We start from the raw sequence: 18,068 nt of genomic DNA on the forward strand, positions 1-18,068 counted from the left end.
TGGAATGATTGAGTTTACGTACCTTAGCGTAAAGTTAAGGATTTACAAATAATTAAGGTTTAATAACTAATTCAGACTCAGGATCGAAGAAATGTCCTTTATTTAAATCAAAGGCTAAGTCAATAAATTCACCTGGACGATGGAAATCGCGTGCATCTACTTTAGAAATAAATTCAGTATCATCAACACGAGTATAAAGCATTGTTTCAGCACCTAATAATTCAGATACAACAACTTCAGAATGAACAACACTGTTAGGATTTGAATCTAACGCGATTTGTTCACTGTGAATATCTTCTGGACGAACACCAAAGATTAATTTCTTCCCATCATAACCTTGTTCAGCTAACATTTTACGTTTGCCTTCAGGAATGGTTAATTTTAAACCTAATCCATTAGAAATAACGTCGCCATTCAATGTTACGTTAAAGAAGTTCATTGCTGGTGAACCAATAAATCCAGCTACGAATACATTTACTGGTGTATCGTAAACTTCTTTTGGTGAACCAATCTGTTGTACAAAACCATCTTTCATAATAACGATACGATCCGCCATAGTCATGGCTTCTGTTTGGTCATGGGTTACGTAGATAGTTGTTGTTTCTAGACGTTGGTGTAATTTAGCAATCTCAGCACGCATCGCTACACGTAATTTAGCATCTAAGTTAGATAAAGGTTCATCCATTAAGAAGACTTTAGCATCACGAACTATTGCACGACCTAAGGCCACACGTTGACGTTGTCCACCAGATAATGCTGCTGGTTTACGTTTCAAGTATTCAGTCAAACCTAGGATTTCCCCAGCTTCTTCTACACGTTTTTTGATTTCAGCTTTATCATATTTTCTTAGTTTTAAACCAAATGCCATATTATCATAAACAGTCATATGAGGGTACAGGGCATAGTTTTGGAAAACCATAGCAATATCACGATCTTTAGGAGCTACATCATTCATCAATGTTTCACCAATATATAATTCACCGTCTGAGATGTCTTCTAAACCAGCGATCATCCGCAAAGTTGTTGATTTCCCACAACCAGAAGGACCAACGAAAACGATAAATTCACGATCTTTAATTTGTAAATTAAAATCAGTTACTGAAAAATTCTCAGCATTGTCGTATTTTTTATAAATGTGATTTAATGCTATTTCTACCATAATGATCTCACCTAACCAATCTATTTATTTAATAAGTTAAGTATAGTGAAAGCGATTGCTTATTTCCACGGATAGTTGCACAATATTTTAGTTCAGATTTTGTGCACTATGCATAGAAGCGTTTTCAATAACTAAATATGACAAAAAATGTTTGATTTTAGTCGAATTTTTTTATATTTGTTCAAAATAATTCATAAAATTGATGAATAATGCAGATAATAATTGTATAGTTATCTCATAGTACATTTTATCAAAACAGAGGAGGGAGTTGTTAAACGTATTTTGAGTTAATTTCTTAACATAGTTCATGTTTTTTAGTAAGTGATTTGAAAAATGGAGGTTTAAAATGAAATATGATGAAAATAAAAAAGGGGGAGAGCTATGCGCAGCTTAGTTGAACAAAAGGAAAACACTAATTATGCCATTCTTACCTTACTGTATAACAATAGTCAGGGAACAACTTTAGTGGAAATTTCTGAAAAACTAGGATTAGGTGTAAAAACAGCTAGAGTTTACATAGGTGAGTTGGTGGATTATTTAGATAGATGGTTTCCTAATATTCGTGTTCGTTATGAAAATAAACGCTATTCCATAGAATGTAAGAAAAATTTTAACATTGAGATTGTTTATAGTTCAATGAAAAAAGAGACTTCATTTTTCGATTTGTATCATTACCATTTTATGGGGAAATTTACGGGTGTCCGAAATTTTGCTACAGAATATTATTGTAGTTCAAGTAGAGTGTATACGCAGTTGAAAAAAATGCGTGAGCTTTTGAAACCGTATGAGATTGATTTTGGGAGTAGTATTGAAAATTATGATTTTATTGGTGATGAACAGATGATTCGTTTTCATACTTTCCATTACTATTGGGAAATATATAAAGGTATTGAATGGCCTTTTGATGCAGAATTAGAGTCTAAATGCTATGTAATGATTTATGGATTAGCTAAATGTATGGGAATAGAACTTTCAATAGTAGAAAAACAACAATTAGCTTTATGGCTAGGAATTATTAATACACGGATAGGTCTGGAGAAATTTGTTGAATTAGATGAAGATACTATGAATTCAGTGATGCAGTCAGATTTTGGGAAAAGACATTTTGCCATTATCTATTACTCTTTTGAAGAAAAATTACACAAAAAGTCTTCTGAAAGTGCGTTTTTCTTACTGGTTTTTATGTTAACCTGTAAACGTTTATTAAATAAGAAAGATATGGAACCGTTAGAAAACTCTGATTTAATTGATTTTTGTTCAAAAGTACAAGGGGAAATTTTTGCAAATATGTTATCTGTATCGGAGATTAATCAATACAATAGTTTACTTTTAGAAGGAATCTATTATAGTAACTATTTAAATGTAGATCTGTTAATGAGGGAAAAGACACAAAGTGCGTTGCTACCTGTAGTTATTCAAAAATTTACGGAAGCGATGGCGGGCTATGAAATGAGTATTAGACCCAGTTCAGATATTGCAGTTTATTTTGGAAACTTGTTTTTTGACGTTATTGATATTAAGAAACTATTGGTTCCTGTTAAGATAAAATTTTTATTAAGCAATGGATTAATTGATGAGTATCCAATTCGGAAGAAATTATTGTACCTTTTTCCAAATCTAATTTTTGCCACTCCGATAGACCAAGATTGTACGATTATCATCACTGATTCGGTTAATTCAAAAGAAACAGAAGATGATTATCTTTATTTTAATGGTCGAAATCAATTAGAATGGGAAGAACTGAAGAGAACGATATTAGCTTATAGTATTCCAAAAGAAAATGCACAAAAGTTAGAATTATTATGAAAATAGTTTATTATCTTGTTGTTCTAGTTATTCAGGATAAGGCAGTAAAAACGAATAGATAAAATACTTATTTTTAAAAAAACATGCCTTTTAATTCAAATATTATGTTATATGATACACTACATTTTCAGTTTGAAAATGTAGTTATTTAAAGGGAGTATAGGAAAGTTATATAGTACAATTATCACGAGTATGCTTGGATTTTGGGTGCTTTATTTTTTTAATAGAACAAGCACTGATTCAATTTGGAGATAGTATATATAGAGGAATCACTCGGATTGGCTGTATGTTAGGCAGCCTAGTGAGTATTCTTGTAGATTTTATCCGGAAAACAGTGATTATCCAGCTGAATTCAAGTGAGGTACGAATCAAAGAATTAGGTAAAAGTGAGCAGAAATATGTTTTTAAAGATACTCTTTTTTCCCAGAATCGTATCGGTTTAGTTTGTCAGGTGTCCCAGTTTATATAAAAATTAAGTTACATATTGGAGACCCAGCAGAAAATAAGATTGCACCACATAATTTAACCGGTTTATCTGTTGAGAAAGCTGATAGTGTGTTTAATCAAGTGATTCGTCAGACAGAAGATGCTCTAATTAGTAATGAAAAAAATATCGCTATGATGATTTAGAGCGCATTTGTTTTACTCCAATTTTGGTAGAGGATGTTTATCGAACGAGTACGCTTTTAACGTATCAGAGAAAATAAAATTTGAATAATATCCTGAATTTGTGGAACTATTAGTAGAATGTTTGGCTAGACAGCCAGCCGAATAAAGTAAGGGATGATTTCATTTTGGAGCATGTAGATAACCTTATTTTTATAGAATAATAAGGTTATTGTTTGTCAGATTAGGAATAGATAAAGTATAATGAGTTTGTTATTAAATGTAATAGGAGGAATGTAAAATGAATCAAACAAAAACACGTGCCGAACTAAAAAGTGAAGCAAAAAGTTTGTTACGTGGTCGTTGGGGAGATGCAATTCTACTAAATTTAGTACCTACAATTTTACAAGTAGGCGCATTTATCATTGGGATGGTATTTTTGATAGCGGCTGTAGTTCTTTTTGGTACAGTTATGTCAAATTTTGATGGGAATAGTGGATCGATAGGGAATTCTTATTCTGGCTCTAGTTATGGAAGTGGCAGTGGTGGAGGAATTATTGGATTCTTTATTTCTCTAATTTCAGTTGGGATTTCGTTTACTTTTCTAGATTGGTTACGTGACCCAGCTATGAAAATTGTTCCTTTTCGTGATGCTTTCCAAGTCTATTCAGGCAAGCATTTTGTTAAAGTTGTAGTCATTACAATTTTAAATACGATTTTTACCTTTTTATGGAGTTTGTTATTTATTATTCCAGGTATTATTAAAGCAATGGCTTATTCACAATCGTACTTTATCTACAAAGACATCTCTTCTTCTAACAAAGAGGAAGGCATGCGCTATACAGACTATATCACAGCTAGTCGTAAATTAATGGATGGACATAAATGGGACTATTTTGTACTACAACTAAGTTTTATTGGTTGGCAGATCCTTTGTATTTTCACTTTTGGAATTGGTTACTTATGGCTAAACCCATATATGAGTGCGACTTATGCAGCTTTTTATAAAGATTTAGCTCAAGATCGTTATCTAGATGGAGTAGCGAGCTACAAGGACAGTGAAATAGATGAGTGGACTGAGGATACAATTTAATTAAAATTAAAAAGGTTGTATGTAATCCTGATTTGATTACATACAACCTTTTTCTATTCATTTACTGAAATAAGTTGAGTTTGAGGAACTTCTTTTTCTTGAGCGTTAAATAAAAAATCATAAACCCAGTCGATAACTTGTTGATTATTCACTAGATTTGCATGTGAGGCATCGCCTTGAGTTGTTTGTTTTTCAATATAGGTGTGAACATAGTCTGGAAAGATTAGACGAGAAGCTAAGGCACTACGCAGAGGGACGACGCCATCTGTATTTTTATCATTCGCATCTTCACCAGCAATGGACAACACGGCTAACTGGCTATCTAAGTTCTGTTGTAACGCTAGATATTTTTCTAATTCAGCTGTTTCAATAGGAACATCAGTAAAATCAGCATTGCCAAGATTAGAAGCTGTGTCGATATCATTAAAGGGTGCACCTAGTAAGGCGATTCGTCTCAGTTTTGGTACATTTTTATCTTCTTTGATGGTTTCGGCATAATAGGCTATAGCTAGTCCACCGTTGGAATAGCCAACTACATCGGCTTGTTGAAAGTTATAGTTCTTTTTTAAATCAATCATTAATTGTTTTAATCCGTTGCTCCATTCTTCGATAGGGGCATTATTCTCTGTATATCCAATTGAAATAAGGGGACGCTTAGCATTGGAATCTAATTTCCCTTGATAGTGTAATTTTCCTTTAGCATCGATGACAACATTCAGTAATTGAGTAGAACTATTGGGCTGCGCCATTATATTTTCAGCAAAATGAGCAAATGAATCTTCATCCCCACCGCTGCCATGAATCAGAATAATTGGAATTTGTTCTTGTAAATTATAAATAGATTGGGAAATATTTTTTTTCGGTTTTGTGTTAAAGCTACAGGATCCTAGGATGAAAAGGAGAATTCCACCTAAAAGTATCACTTTTTTCATGTTGTCCACTCCGTTCATATGAATTTATTATAGCAAAAAAAGAATATTTTCGGGTAAATAGTGCTATATAAAAGTAAAAAAATGAATAATAAGAAATTTTTATCTCAGATAAATGCAAGTATAGGTTTTAGTTTAGCAAATTGCAGAATAAAAACCGAAAGGATATAGTAGGTGTCATTCAATCAGCTACACTGCATAATAAATTTTAGAAAGGAATGTTATGAATAAAAATATAGCAAAAGAGCTGAATCAGTTTTCATTGCCATTAGTTGCTAATAATTTATTTGCCATTTTAATCGGCTCTTTGTTGGCTGCGATTATTGGGCGGATTTCGGTTAATGCGATTGCAGCAACAGAAGTAGTCAATACGTTTATTTACTCTATGATTGGTGTATTAGGTGTAGGAACGTTATCTTTTAATATATATTCTTCCAGAGTTAGACTATCAGATCCATTAGCTTTTAAAGATTATTTTAAATCTATTATTCAGTTGAATATGATAATTGGGCTGATTTTCACTAGTTTAATTATGTTATTTAGTTCTTACTTTCTAAAAGTTTTATATGGCTTTCAAAATGATGTGCTGACCATCGGTGTTTTTTATGCTCAAATTTCTTCTGTGCAAATTCTGTTAAATATGTTGATATTTTCTTTATCGAATCAAATGAAAGTCAAAAAACAGACAAGGAATATCTTGTTAATTGGAATGATTGGTTCGATTTTTCAAGTCGTTAGTTCGTTATTTCTAGTATATGTTGTCTTTAAAAATAATGACTACAGTATTCTAGGTATCAGTTTTGCGAATACGGGAACTTTACTTTTAGAAGTGTGCTGTTACTTTTTTGTACTACGTAAAGACATTGTAGCATTAGTTCCGATAAAAGGTTCTAAGAAGCTTTTTTTATTAAGAAAAAGTATTCCGTTATTTGCTCAGGAATTATTAGAAGGTTCGATTTTTAGTGTTGGGGTAACGGCGTTATTGTCTCGACTAGGTGTTGTCTCTTTTGCAGCCTACAGTGTTTGTCGTAGGCTAGTTGATCTGTGTTTGGCTCCGATGTTTATGTATTGCAATGGAATTGTAGTACTGACAGGGGAATATATCGCTGAAAAGGATAAAAAGAAATTGTTAAGTCTACCTATCGTTGGGCTAACACTTATTTTAAGTATATATATCGGAATGGCTTTAGTATTGTATCTTTTTCGTCCAGTTTCAATTGCTTTTTTTACCAATAAACCAGCGATTATTGAAAAAGCTAGCTCAATTTTGTCTATTGTTTTATTCACTAGCTTGACACAGCCCTTTTTTGAAGTCGCTAAGATGAATTTACAGGCGATTGGAAAAGAAAAGTTAACCCTTATGATTACAGGAGTGGTTAATCTGTTGATTTTAGGTGTGTTACTTTCTCTAAATCAGTCAGTTGGATTGGATTTGACTGTTATTTTATTTTTATTAGCGAGTAATTATTTGATATTGTATGTGTTATTTACTGTTTTTTATCGAGTTGAAATTAAGAAAAATATAAAAATGAAATGATAAAAGGAGTAATTTGTTGAAATCTGTCTGTGTTTGCTTAATCATGTCGCTAGCTATTCTTATTAGAAATAGTATAAAATAAGAGATAGTTTGAATTAAAGGAGTTGTTCATAATGAGTCGAGAAATCATTTTATATATTGCGGTTAGTTTGGATGGTTATATTGCTGCATCAGATGGAAATATTGATTTTCTAAATAACATTGAGGTGACAGAAGAGGATACATCTTATCAAGATTTATTGGACAAAATCGACACAGTAATTATGGGAAGAACGACCTATGATCAAGTGACGATTGAACTTTCACCAGACAAGTATTTTTATGAAGAACAGATGTCTTATATTATTACAAATCGTCTTGATGAAAACAGTGATAAGTTAGTATTTACTAATGAAAATCCAGTCGATTTAGTGAACAAGTTAAAAAAAGAAGAAGGCAGGGCAATCTGGATTATTGGTGGTGGTAGTATTATTTCACCGTTAGTTGAAGCGAATTTAATTGATACGTACATCATTACAACGATTCCAACGATATTAGGCAAAGGGATTCCATTGTTTCCAGAATTTTCTGGTCCTGTAGAGTTAAAAGTAAATGAAGTTTATCAAAAAAATGGGATAATTTATTCGATTTATTCAAAAAAATAAGCTGAATAAGAGCTGGCAAGATGAAACCTATCTTGTCTAGCTCTTATTTTTATTAGGGAATAAATCGTGTAAATTAGCTTCACCATTCATAAGAATGACGAATTAAATTTAAGGGAGTTGGTTGGTGTTTGTATGTTCTGTGTTAATGTGAACAGGAGGATCATAAGTGCAATGGAGAGTCGCTTGTTTTCCATAAGGTAGATCTATTTGCATTAGGATACTGAATGAAATGCTAGGACATATAGGAGATGTATAAATACCCAAAGTGGCGTTAATACAACGATACTAGACAATAGTATGAATAACCAAAGTAAGTAATTTTTACTGCTTTTTTCAGTAGGTTTTAATGCTTCTTTGAGACTACAACTAGGACAATTACCGTTACTATCTAAAATATGTCGATTACATTGTGAATAAAATTCCAAAATGACACCCTCCTTTGAAAATATAAATCAGTCATTTTTTAGAATATCAAATTAAATTAACTTATTCAATTTTATTTGAAGTAATGAGATAAATAAATCGATTTAGAAGAGTTTTGCTTAGATTCTAAAATGCTTTTTTATCATCAAATTCTAACTATTATCTTTTCATTCTTTAAGAGATGGCGTATAATTGCATGTAATATTGATGATTTAGACAATGAAACTAACCGAAAGTAGGCGGGAGAATGAAAGAGACCTTAATTGTGCGAGGGGCACCGCAGGAATATATTTGTGAGATTGATTGCTGGAACGGGCTGGAAGAACGACTGATTCAGCGAGGATTACAGCACGTTTTAGTCGTTCATGGGAAAGCTTCATGGGAAGTGGCGAAGGCTAAGTTTCCAAGATTTAACATCATTCAAGCTAGTTTTGAAGAGTATCATGGGGAGAGTAGCTATGAGGAACGTGATCGTTTAATTGCTATTATTAAAGCCCAGGGATTAGATGGAATTGTTGCAGTTGGTGGTGGAAAGATTAGTGATGTGGTGAAGGCTGCTGCTGCTAAACTACATATACCAAGTATTATTTTGCCAACAATGGCGTCAACTTGTGCAGCCTATACGCCTTTAAGCGTGATGTATAATGAAAAAGGTGAAATGACGGCACTGGATATTTTTCCAACAAGCAACAGTTTGGTTTTAGTTGATCCTGAGATTATTTTAAATTCACCAATTAAATTTATGGTAGCAGGAATTGGCGATACGTTGGCCAAATGGTATGAAGCGAGAGTTGTGATTGAGCAGATTGAGAATCCACCGGTTGAAGTGGAGGTTGCTTATTTTGCAGCAAAGCTATGTCATAGTAATTTGTTAGCTTACAGTGAATCAGCGTTAGAAGCAATGGAACGCCAAGAAATTAATTCAGCTTTTATCAAGATTGTTGAAACGAATATCTTAGTTGCTGGAATGGTTGGTGGCTTTGGTGATGAGTATGGACGGACAGCAGGTGCTCATTCGATTCATGATGCATTAACCATCGTTCCGGCATCGCATCGCCAATTACATGGCAATAAAGTTGCTTATAGTATTTTTCTGCAATTAATTTTGGAAGGGAAAGTCAGTGAGATTGCTGAACTGATTCCTTTTTATCAACAGTTGGGTTTGCCGATTTCTTTAGCAGATATGGGATTAGCGGGAACTTCTCCAGATTTGTTAAGAAAAGTAGCGGAATTGGCTACAGCAGAAGGGGAAAATATCCATTTATTGCCGGATGAGATTACGGCTGAAAAGCTTTTTCAAGCATTTGCTACGTTAGAGGAGTATCAAGCAGAATTTATTTAAATGAAAAAGCACTGCAAAGTGATAGTCTGGGTGTGTAGTGACCCCAAAAAGTTAGACTTTTTGGGGTCACTACAATGACTAGCTAACTTTTGCAGTGCTTTTTTTAGATTGTTTTTAATTTTCCGCGGAATTCGTCTAGTGTTTGATAGCCTTTTTCAGCCATTACTTCTGCTAGTTCGCGAGAAATTCGTTCAAATGCAGCAGTTCCTTCTTTTTGTAGCTGTGTGCCGATTTGTAACATGGATGCTCCACATAGTATATGTTCAAAAGCATCTTGCCCCGATTTGATACCGCCTGTTCCAACAATTGCGATTTCAGGCTTAAGCAAGGTTCTAAAGGCGCGTACATTTGCTAAAGCGGTAGGTTTGACATAATCTCCTCCAAGTCCACCAAAGCCGTTTTTAGGCTTAATGACAACCGATTCTGCATCGATATCAATGTAAAGACCATTTCCGATGCTATTGATTGAATTTACATAAGTTAACGGGAATTTGTTTAAAATATCCGCCATTTGTTCAAAATGAACAATATCAAAATATGGTGGCAGCTTTACACCTAGTGGCTTTGTGAAGAAGGAAAAAACTTCAGTTAGAATCAGTTCAGTTTGCTCAAAATCATAGCCAACTTGTGGTTTGCCAGGTAGATTGGGACAAGATAGATTTAATTCAGTTAAGCCTGTATAGGTTGATTCTTGAATTTTTGTAAGCATGTCAATATTTTCGTTGAAGCTCATGCCAGCAACAGAGAAGAAAAGTGGCTTTTCTGGCGTTTTGTCTTGTTGTCCTAAAACGAACTCTAAATAATAGTCAAAACCATTATTGGGAAGTCCCATAGAATTAATACTACCTAGAGGAACATCAAAATAACGAGGAGAAGGATTCCCAGCACGTTCTTGTGGGGTAGCACTCTTCGTAATAACTGCTCCTGCATCTGAGTTTAAAACGTCTAACATATCTGTTGAAGTCAAACAATGAACACCTGAAGCATTCATTAAGCAGTTTTCAAAAGTAAATTGATTGATTGTAGTTTTTAAAGACATTTAATTTTCTCCTTTTCGTATGTTCTGTTATTTTTTGTGAATGAACTTATTGTGCTTTTCAAATAAAACACCCATTTGTAATAGCCAATCTTCTTTTCCTTTTGGGGCTGTAAATTGAATTCCTAAAGGCAAACCATTTTTAGCAAGATGAGTGGGTAAGCTAATTGAGGGCTGTCCTGTTAAGTTGGCTTGTTGTGTAAATGGTGTAATTGCTAAGCTTTTCTCAAACATATCATAAATCGTTTGCTGCTGTTCGTTAGTTGTTAGCTCGTCAATTCTTTCGAGTTGGCTTAGCTGTTCAGTTGTTTGTAATTGTGCGTCAATGCGTGGCGCAGTATCCGCTGTCGTTGGTGTTAAATACAAATCATAGGTTTCATTAAACTGAGCCATTTCTTCAGCAGCGTGATCCCAAAGTGCCAAACTATTAGAATATTCTGCAGCAGAAATTGATTTTCCAGTAGTAAACAATGCCCAAGTCATGAGTTCCATGTCTTGTTTAGTTAGCGAACGCTGTAGATTCTTCTCGGTATTGGCAAACATAGCTGCAGTTTCACCAGCGTTCATAACATAATAGCTTTTCATCAAATCAAGCCCGTTAATGGGGTTCTGCTGTTCTATGACGTTGAAATGTTGTTCTTCTAAAAAGTGAACAGCGGCTAACACCGCATCTTTTGCTTCTTGGCTGACGGGAGTTCCTACTGGAGACTCAAGGCTATAAGCAATTCTGAAAGGTTTCTCGATTTTTTGATTCAACGTATTTAGATAACCTGTTTTAAATAGTGGCACTTGAAAGGCTGCTGCAGGTTCGATTACTTGTAAGACGTCCAGCATTGCAGCCGTATCCCGCATAGAAGTTGTTAAAGCGAAGTCAATCGCTGCTCCTTGCCAATTGCGGCCGCTTCCTGGTCCAACAGGAGTTCTACCACGTGTTGGTTTTAAGCCGATTAGCCCGGAAAAGGCTGCGGGAATCCGAATCGATCCGCCACCATCACTAGCACCAGCAATTGGAACCATTCCACTACTGACACTGCTAGCTGCTCCACCACTTGAACCACCAGGTGAATAATCGGGATTCCAAGAATTGCGACTAGGTCCGTGAAGTTGAGGATCGGTAATATTTTTAAAACCAAATTCAGGCGCGTTCGTTTGCCCGATTATAATAAAGCCCGCTTTTTCCAAAGCTTGGACATAGTGACTTGTTTTGTTTGCTAGTTGTCCATCGAATAAGCGACTAGCGCCATTACTTGGTTCGTTGACCAGTTCTTGTCCTAATCCCTTTGTAAGGAAAGGCAAGCCTTTAAATGGTGTGTCTTGAAGATTTCTAGTGGAAGCTTCCTTTAAGGCGGCTTCTTTTCGAGTATGAACAACAGCGTTTAATAGTGGATTGTGCTTTTCAATTTTTGCAAAAGCGTCTTCGATTAGTTCAACTGCTGATAATTCATTGGTTGCTAATTTAGTTACAAAATCTAACCCATCCATCATTAATTTTGATTCCTCCTTTCCGTTTAGTTTATCATAATTTAAGGCTAAATTTGTTAATATAAATTTAATAGTTCGTGTTTTTTTATTTGGATTAACTTTCTTTTAAAAACTGATCCCTATTTTTGTATATGCGTTATTTAATGAGTTTTCGAGTTTACAATAGTAGATGAATCTGATACGATTGCTCTTAATAAAAAACGTTGATAAGGGAAAGTAGTTTGTTGTTCGTCATTATTAGAGAGCCTATAGATGCTGCAAGTAGGCAATGATGTTACAGATGAAACAAGTCCTTGGAGTTGCTATTCGGATTGAAGGTTGTTTATTTGATGGATGGTCGGATGCTCCCGTTATAGAGCTACAGTATGGGATTGTGTGGATGTTTTGGCACATAGATGTACTTAATGAGAAAATAATGGTGACATTATTTTGAATAGGGATGGCACCGCGAAGTTAATCGCTCCTAAGAATAAAATTCTTGGGGGTGTTTTTTTATTTTATGAAAACTTTTTAGCAATGAAAAGTACAAATAAAAAAGAAAAGTGGTGCTAATTATGTTAAAAAAAAATAAAGCGATTATCTTAGTTTTAACTAGTGTTGGAATTGCCAATATTGGTGAATGGATTTACTTTATTGCTCTTAATTTGATGATTTTAAATCGAGGCGGCACAGCTTTTTCAGTGGGGATTTTGTATCTTTTACGACCAGCTGCAACGATTCTAACCAATGTTTGTTTTCATGGGGTTGTGGACAAATTAAATAAAAAGCGTTGGCTGATTTATTTAGATATATTTCGAGGCGGCTTAATCAGTTTACTGTTAGTAAACGAAAATCTGACTTGGGTTTATGTTCTAGTTTTTGTGATTCAAGGTGCAGGGGCTTTGTACGAACCCATTGCTCTTAGCTATACTACCTTGGCTATTCCAGAAAGAAAACGCAAGAAATTCAATGCATGGACTAGCTTAGTTAGTTCGGGTGGCTTTTTAGTCGGTCCTGCAATTGCTGGGATTTTGCTCACATTAGGTACACCAAAATTGGCAGTTTTAGTCAATATCATTGCTTTGTTTTTCTCAGCGAGTTTAACTGGATGCCTACCTAATTATAAATTAGCACATAGTGAGGATGCAAAAACAACTTCATTCGTTAGTGAGTATCAAACTGGATTAAAGGATATTGGCTATTTTGCTAAAGAGAATCGATTGGAAGTGATGTTATATGGACTAGTTTCTAGTTTATTTATTTTTGCGGCTAGTTTAGACTCTGTAGAAGCAGTATTTGCCAAAGAGATTTTACTTTTAAGTGATGGTAAATATGGATGGTTAGTCAGTATTGCGGGAGCTGGTTTTGTCATTGGTTCGATTTTGAATAGTCTAATTATTGATAAACTGGAGGTTAAGCATTTACTTGTTCTGGGTTCAATATTGTATACGATAGGCTATCTTTTGTTTAGTTTAGCTACGACTTTTCTTATTGCTGGTGCGGGGTGTTTTTTATTATCCTTTGCTTTAGCGTATATTCATACAGGTTTTAAGACCTTCATTCAATTGAAGTTTCCAATAGCAAAATTAGGACAAATTACAGCAACTTTTGGAATCGTCGAATCATTGGCAGAGGTTATTTTAGTTGCAATAATTAGTAGTATGGCAACAGTTATTCCCTTAAGAATGGTTTTAGTCGGAACCGAATTAGTAATGTGTCTCGTTGTTTTTTTGTTGATGAGAGTTTTAAAAAGAATTTCTGTATAAAAATGGAGATTAGAAATGAAAATGTATAAAAAGGTGTATATTATGTATAAAATATGATTTTATCCGTTTTAAGAAAAAAATATTGAATAATTACTCATTTAAGTGTATGATGGTTAGAATTAGAAAAGAATTTAATGAGAAGTTTGGAAGGATGGTTTGATGGTTAAAAAAAGTAATTTTAAAAAGATAGCCTCACTTATTGGAGTGTTCGTCATTATATTTTCATTTGTATTTCCTGCTATGATAGTCTCTGCTGAAGGGGAAATAACGGATACAAAATTGAAAGCTGTACAAGAAAAAGGTTTTTTAGTTGTTGGACTATCGGCAGATTATCCACCGTATGAATTCCATCAAACGATTGATGGCGAGGATAAAATTGTTGGTTTTGATATTGATATAGCCAATAAGGTTGCAGACGATATGGGTGTTAAACTAGTGATTACCGAAATGAATTTTGATAGTTTATTAGGTGCTTTACAAACAGGAAAGCTTGATATGATTATTTCTGGTATTGCGCCAAGTCCGGAACGATTGAAGCAAGTTGCATTTTCTGAGCCTTATATGGAAGTTACACAAAAAGTGATTGTGCGTAAAGGCGATGGAAAGAAATATACGAAGGTGACTGATTTTGACGGTGTCAAGGTGGGCGTGCAAAAACAAACTACTCAAGAAGCATTGGCTAAAAATGAATTGTATGGTTCAAAGCCTGTTTCGTTACAGAAGGTCCCGGATTTAATTTTGAATTTGCAAGAAAAAAAGGTTGATGCATTGGTTTTAGAAGGTCCTGTCGCTGACGCGTACTTAAGTCAGAATGATGATATGGAATATGCTGATGTGAAATTTACTGATGGGGACAAACAAACGGCAGTGGCGATTGAGAAGGATAATCCAGCCTTTAAGGCGCAGATTGATAAGTCTATTAAAGAAATTAAAGATAAAGATTTATTAAAGGGTTATCAGGAGAAAGCTAGAGAGTTGATGTTCCAAAAAAGTAGCTTTATTCAGCAATATGGTAGTTATTTTGTTAAAGGAACGATGTATACAATTTTGTTAGCGATTATTGGTGTTATTTTTGGGGCTATTCTGGGTTCAGTACTAGCCTTAATGAAATTATCTAAAACAAAATTATTGCGTTGGCCAGCAGCCATCTATGTAGAGTACGTTCGTGGAACGCCGCTTTTAGTTCAGACGTTCATAGTCTTCTTTGGTGGAACGGCATTGTTCGGGCTTGATCTTTCGGCCTTTACTTCGAGTTGTATTGCGCTATCTTTAAACAGTGCCGCTTATGTCGCTGAAATTATTCGTGCAGGAATCAAAGCTGTGAATAAAGGGCAAACAGAATCTGCTCGTTCGCTTGGAATGAGTCAAGGGCAAAGTATGCGTTATATTATTTTGCCACAAGCCGTTAAAAATATTTTACCCGCTTTGGGGAATGAATTTGTTACAGTTATCAAGGAGTCTTCAGTTGTTTCCGTAATTGGAGTGACAGAGCTAATGTTTCAAACGGGTGTTGTTCAAGGAGCTAGCTTTAAACCGTTCTTACCGTTAGTTATTACCTCATTGATTTACTTTGTCTTAACGTTTACGTTATCGAGATTATTAGGAGTGGCAGAACGTCGTATGCAGGCAAGTGATTGATAAATAAAGTAGCCTCTATTGCAGAAAAGCTAAGCCTTTCTGTAGTCAGAGCTTCCATTGGCTAGATAAAGGGAAAGTAGGGGAAGAAATGGATTATAAAAAATTAGCAAAACATCATCAAGTGGCTTCGTTGAATATTCTAGCAGATATTGGAACATTAGCTAAAAATACACCAAATTTAATTGATTTGTCGATAGGCGATCCGGATTTAATTACAGATGATCGGATTATTCAACAAGCTTTTTTAGATGTGAAAAATGGACATACGAAATACACTGAATCTGGCGGAAGTGCTGATTTGATTGAGTCGATTTTGAGCTTTTATCAGCGCTTTTATCAGTTGTCCTTTGAAAAGGATCAAGTTAGAGCAACTGTTGGCGCGTTACACGGGATGTATTTAACATTGCAAACGATTTTAGATGCGGGAGATGAGGTAATTATTCATGAGCCGTATTTTTCACCCTATAAAGATCAAGTGGTGAATTCTGGAGGTGTCCCTGTCTTCATTCCAACCTATGAAAAGGATGGTTTTGCAATTGATATTGCCGTTTTAGAAGCAGCGATTACCAATAAAACGAAGGCTTTGATTTTAAATTCACCAAATAATCCAACGGGAGCTGTTTTTTCTCAGGAGACATTTAAACAAATTGCTGAGTTAGCTAAGAAGTACGACTTTTTTATTTTATCTGATGAAGTCTATGATGGGTTTAGTTTTTATGATGAGTTTGTCCCGATGGCAACGTATGCGCCCGATCATACAGTTACTTTTGGGAGTTTGTCGAAGAATTTTTCGATGACTGGTTGGCGGATTGGTTACATGGTGGCACCGAGCTATTTAAATGCAGCAGCGAAGTTATTGAATGAGGGAATTACCTATTCAGCACCAACGCCTTCACAGCGAGCAGCTATCTATGCTTTGGATCATGCGGAGGAGCTGATACCTAAGGTTAGCGAGGTGTTTAAGGAGCGTTTAGAGTACGTTGCACAGCGAGTTGCAGAAATTCCTTATTTGTCCTTACATCCGCTAAAAGGGAGCATTTACGCGTTTATCAATATTAGTAAAACTGGGATGGATTCAATGGCATTCAGCCAATATGTTTTACAAGAAACTCAAGTTTTAGTTATTCCAGGTTTAGCTTTTGGAGAATCTGGAGATCGCTATGTTCGTTTAGCGGCTACGCAAAATCGAGAAATTTTAACAGAAGCGTTTAATCGCTTGGCGCAGTTAACGTTTGATTAGCAAAATTTCAGTCTTTGTTATCTAATGAAGTGAATTCTGCTATAAATATTTTCCAATTCGTGGACGTTTAAAAAAAGCAGTAAGAATAACAAAAAAAATAAAAAAATTCTGTGATTTTAGAGTGGATTTGATTAGTGAATAAAGGTACATTATCAAGGGTAAATCTAGAAATAGAGAGAATTAGTATTTTTTATATTAATGGAATTTCTCCTTTCTTACAAATTTGTAAGGAAGGATGATTTGTGATTAAATGACGGTTTTAAATAGTTTTTGTCATTTATCAAGACCTTTTTAAAAGCTTTTGGATAGTTTTTTTATATATTAAGATAACTAGTGATCATTTTGTTTTTTTAATTTATCATAAATCTGAAATTTTAAAAAAATAATTGACTCAATTATGTATTCAAGTATTGTGATAGATGTGCTATATTTTAACTGCACTAATAATAAAATAGTATAAGTAGTCAATAAAAATCGACGGGAGACTGAAGCATATTTTAATTAAGGAGGTAAATGTTTAGATGTCATCAATTGATAAGTATTGGAATGATAGATTAATCTATCATATTGGGTTTGTTGCTAAAATCATGAAAATGGATGGCGCAATCGAGAATAAAGAATTTCATCGTACATTTATTTTTCCAGATAATCTAAGTACAAACGAAATTAGTGACTTAATTTTTTTGAGACTAGATAATATCATAGAAATCACATATATTGAAGAATTCGTAGAAGCACTAGAATTGAGAAATGACGATATTATAAAGAGTTTAATGTTATCTAAATGAATGATAAAAAAATGTTTGGCTCATAGTAATAGGTCTATGAATCGAACATTTTTTTATTGAATAAAGGTAACGTTATGGATATAATATATAAAGCTAAGACGTGAAGTATTGAACATAATAATTTATAGAATTTTGAGGAATGCATATGAATAATAAGATTATCTACTTTCTTATTAAAGAACAGGATTGCTATATTGATTTTTGGTACCGCTATTATTATCAACATAGTTTTGAAGGAATGAGTGTAAAAAAGAGTGCAGAAGCTGAGTTTGCATTTAAAAGTGAGACGAAATGGTTGATTCAGCAATTTATTCAAAATGTATATGGTACGAGGCCGGATGGACTATTGGAAGAGTTTTATAAACGACGTTTTTCAAAACAAGCCCAAAGTAAATTGAGTTTTTCAGAGATTGAAACAAATACGTTAATGTATGAGCGTGCAATAAGAACCTTTTTACAAAAATCACTTGAAGCTAAAGAATTAGATGTAACTTATGATGAGATTGAATCATTTAATGAATTTCTTCATCAATATCATGAAGAGCTTTTTTTAGGGGAACTTAGGAATCAAAAAACAAATGAATAAAATTTTGCGTGTTA

Annotated in this window: 15 protein-coding genes and 1 other annotated feature; of the genes, 11 read left to right on the forward strand and 4 right to left on the reverse strand. The window is 34.1% G+C overall.

Annotated features, from left to right (window positions below; genetic code table 11):
- Positions 1-52: 52 nt before the first annotated feature.
- Positions 53-1,159: an ABC transporter ATP-binding protein gene (locus tag BR43_RS11045; RefSeq protein WP_034562011.1), complete on the reverse strand. Its 1,107-nt coding sequence runs from the start codon at positions 1,157-1,159 to the stop codon at positions 53-55.
- A gap of 381 nt (positions 1,160-1,540) precedes the next feature.
- Here BR43_RS11045 and BR43_RS11050 point away from each other — a divergent pair, with 381 nt between their 5' ends.
- From BR43_RS11050 to BR43_RS11060, 3 genes are all read left to right on the forward strand, one after another.
- Positions 1,541-2,965 carry a helix-turn-helix domain-containing protein gene (locus BR43_RS11050; RefSeq protein ID WP_034562012.1) on the forward strand — a complete coding sequence of 475 codons (1,425 nt, stop codon included), beginning with the start codon at positions 1,541-1,543 and terminating at the stop codon, positions 2,963-2,965.
- A gap of 444 nt (positions 2,966-3,409) precedes the next feature.
- Positions 3,410-3,595 (forward strand): hypothetical protein, encoded by a 186-nt coding sequence (locus tag BR43_RS11055; RefSeq protein ID WP_034562013.1) that lies wholly within the window; start codon positions 3,410-3,412, stop codon positions 3,593-3,595.
- Between the two features lie 277 nt (positions 3,596-3,872).
- A complete protein-coding gene (locus BR43_RS11060) occupies positions 3,873-4,664 on the forward strand; it encodes a DUF975 family protein (RefSeq protein WP_034562014.1) in 792 nt (263 codons plus the stop codon).
- Positions 4,665-4,717: 53 nt separating this feature from the next.
- Here BR43_RS11060 and BR43_RS11065 read toward each other — a convergent pair whose 3' ends face one another.
- Complete coding sequence (locus BR43_RS11065) at positions 4,718-5,596, reverse strand: alpha/beta hydrolase (protein WP_034562015.1); 879 nt, start codon at positions 5,594-5,596, stop codon at positions 4,718-4,720.
- Positions 5,597-5,816: 220 nt separating this feature from the next.
- Between BR43_RS11065 and BR43_RS11070 the strand changes: the two genes are divergently transcribed.
- From BR43_RS11070 to BR43_RS11085, 3 genes are all read left to right on the forward strand, one after another.
- Positions 5,817-7,130: an MATE family efflux transporter gene (locus BR43_RS11070; RefSeq protein WP_034562016.1), complete on the forward strand. Its 1,314-nt coding sequence runs from the start codon at positions 5,817-5,819 to the stop codon at positions 7,128-7,130.
- 113 nt (positions 7,131-7,243) lie between these two features.
- Positions 7,244-7,774, forward strand: coding sequence for a dihydrofolate reductase family protein (locus BR43_RS11075; RefSeq protein ID WP_034562017.1), 531 nt, complete (start codon positions 7,244-7,246; stop codon positions 7,772-7,774).
- Between the two features lie 670 nt (positions 7,775-8,444).
- Positions 8,445-9,539 (forward strand): iron-containing alcohol dehydrogenase family protein, encoded by a 1,095-nt coding sequence (locus BR43_RS11085; protein ID WP_034562020.1) that lies wholly within the window; start codon positions 8,445-8,447, stop codon positions 9,537-9,539.
- A 103-nt stretch (positions 9,540-9,642) separates the two neighbouring features.
- Here BR43_RS11085 and BR43_RS11090 read toward each other — a convergent pair whose 3' ends face one another.
- The gene (locus tag BR43_RS11090) at positions 9,643-10,578 is read right to left on the reverse strand and encodes a dihydroorotate oxidase (RefSeq protein WP_034562021.1); all 936 of its coding nucleotides are present in this window, start codon (positions 10,576-10,578) and stop codon (positions 9,643-9,645) included.
- 27 nt (positions 10,579-10,605) lie between these two features.
- Positions 10,606-12,060 carry an amidase gene (locus tag BR43_RS11095; RefSeq protein ID WP_034562022.1) on the reverse strand — a complete coding sequence of 485 codons (1,455 nt, stop codon included), beginning with the start codon at positions 12,058-12,060 and terminating at the stop codon, positions 10,606-10,608.
- Positions 12,061-12,251: 191 nt separating this feature from the next.
- Positions 12,252-12,525: a binding site (T-box leader), on the forward strand.
- Between the two features lie 86 nt (positions 12,526-12,611).
- Here BR43_RS11095 and BR43_RS11100 point away from each other — a divergent pair.
- The 5 genes from BR43_RS11100 (at position 12,612) to BR43_RS11120 (ending at position 18,054) form a co-directional block, all read left to right on the forward strand.
- The gene (locus BR43_RS11100; protein WP_034562023.1) at positions 12,612-13,802 is read left to right on the forward strand and encodes an MFS transporter; all 1,191 of its coding nucleotides are present in this window, start codon (positions 12,612-12,614) and stop codon (positions 13,800-13,802) included.
- 159 nt (positions 13,803-13,961) lie between these two features.
- A complete protein-coding gene (locus BR43_RS11105; protein ID WP_034562024.1) occupies positions 13,962-15,440 on the forward strand; it encodes an ABC transporter substrate-binding protein/permease in 1,479 nt (492 codons plus the stop codon).
- 88 nt (positions 15,441-15,528) lie between these two features.
- Positions 15,529-16,680: a pyridoxal phosphate-dependent aminotransferase gene (locus BR43_RS11110; RefSeq protein WP_034562025.1), complete on the forward strand. Its 1,152-nt coding sequence runs from the start codon at positions 15,529-15,531 to the stop codon at positions 16,678-16,680.
- A gap of 521 nt (positions 16,681-17,201) precedes the next feature.
- Positions 17,202-17,468 (forward strand): hypothetical protein, encoded by a 267-nt coding sequence (locus tag BR43_RS11115; protein ID WP_034562026.1) that lies wholly within the window; start codon positions 17,202-17,204, stop codon positions 17,466-17,468.
- 145 nt (positions 17,469-17,613) lie between these two features.
- Positions 17,614-18,054 carry a hypothetical protein gene (locus BR43_RS11120; RefSeq protein WP_034562028.1) on the forward strand — a complete coding sequence of 147 codons (441 nt, stop codon included), beginning with the start codon at positions 17,614-17,616 and terminating at the stop codon, positions 18,052-18,054.
- Positions 18,055-18,068 lie beyond the last annotated feature (14 nt).

It is taken from the genome of Carnobacterium gallinarum DSM 4847 (assembly GCF_000744375.1).
In the GTDB taxonomy this organism is placed as follows: domain Bacteria; phylum Bacillota; class Bacilli; order Lactobacillales; family Carnobacteriaceae; genus Carnobacterium; species Carnobacterium gallinarum.

What these genes read in the sequence shown, in the direction of transcription:
- BR43_RS11115 (WP_034562026.1), top strand. Translation starts at nt 17,202, where the DNA reads ATGTCATCAATTGATAAGTATTGGAATGATAGATTAATCTATCATATT.
- BR43_RS11050 (WP_034562012.1), top strand. Translation starts at nt 1,541, where the DNA reads ATGCGCAGCTTAGTTGAACAAAAGGAAAACACTAATTATGCCATTCTT.
- BR43_RS11045 (WP_034562011.1), bottom strand. Translation starts at nt 1,159, where the DNA reads ATGGTAGAAATAGCATTAAATCACATTTATAAAAAATACGACAATGCT.
- BR43_RS11105 (WP_034562024.1), top strand. Translation starts at nt 13,962, where the DNA reads ATGGTTAAAAAAAGTAATTTTAAAAAGATAGCCTCACTTATTGGAGTG.
- BR43_RS11090 (WP_034562021.1), bottom strand. Translation starts at nt 10,578, where the DNA reads ATGTCTTTAAAAACTACAATCAATCAATTTACTTTTGAAAACTGCTTA.
- BR43_RS11100 (WP_034562023.1), top strand. Translation starts at nt 12,612, where the DNA reads ATGTTAAAAAAAAATAAAGCGATTATCTTAGTTTTAACTAGTGTTGGA.
- BR43_RS11075 (WP_034562017.1), top strand. Translation starts at nt 7,244, where the DNA reads ATGAGTCGAGAAATCATTTTATATATTGCGGTTAGTTTGGATGGTTAT.
- BR43_RS11085 (WP_034562020.1), top strand. Translation starts at nt 8,445, where the DNA reads ATGAAAGAGACCTTAATTGTGCGAGGGGCACCGCAGGAATATATTTGT.
- BR43_RS11110 (WP_034562025.1), top strand. Translation starts at nt 15,529, where the DNA reads ATGGATTATAAAAAATTAGCAAAACATCATCAAGTGGCTTCGTTGAAT.
- BR43_RS11060 (WP_034562014.1), top strand. Translation starts at nt 3,873, where the DNA reads ATGAATCAAACAAAAACACGTGCCGAACTAAAAAGTGAAGCAAAAAGT.
- BR43_RS11095 (WP_034562022.1), bottom strand. Translation starts at nt 12,060, where the DNA reads ATGATGGATGGGTTAGATTTTGTAACTAAATTAGCAACCAATGAATTA.
- BR43_RS11070 (WP_034562016.1), top strand. Translation starts at nt 5,817, where the DNA reads ATGAATAAAAATATAGCAAAAGAGCTGAATCAGTTTTCATTGCCATTA.
- BR43_RS11120 (WP_034562028.1), top strand. Translation starts at nt 17,614, where the DNA reads ATGAATAATAAGATTATCTACTTTCTTATTAAAGAACAGGATTGCTAT.
- BR43_RS11065 (WP_034562015.1), bottom strand. Translation starts at nt 5,596, where the DNA reads ATGAAAAAAGTGATACTTTTAGGTGGAATTCTCCTTTTCATCCTAGGA.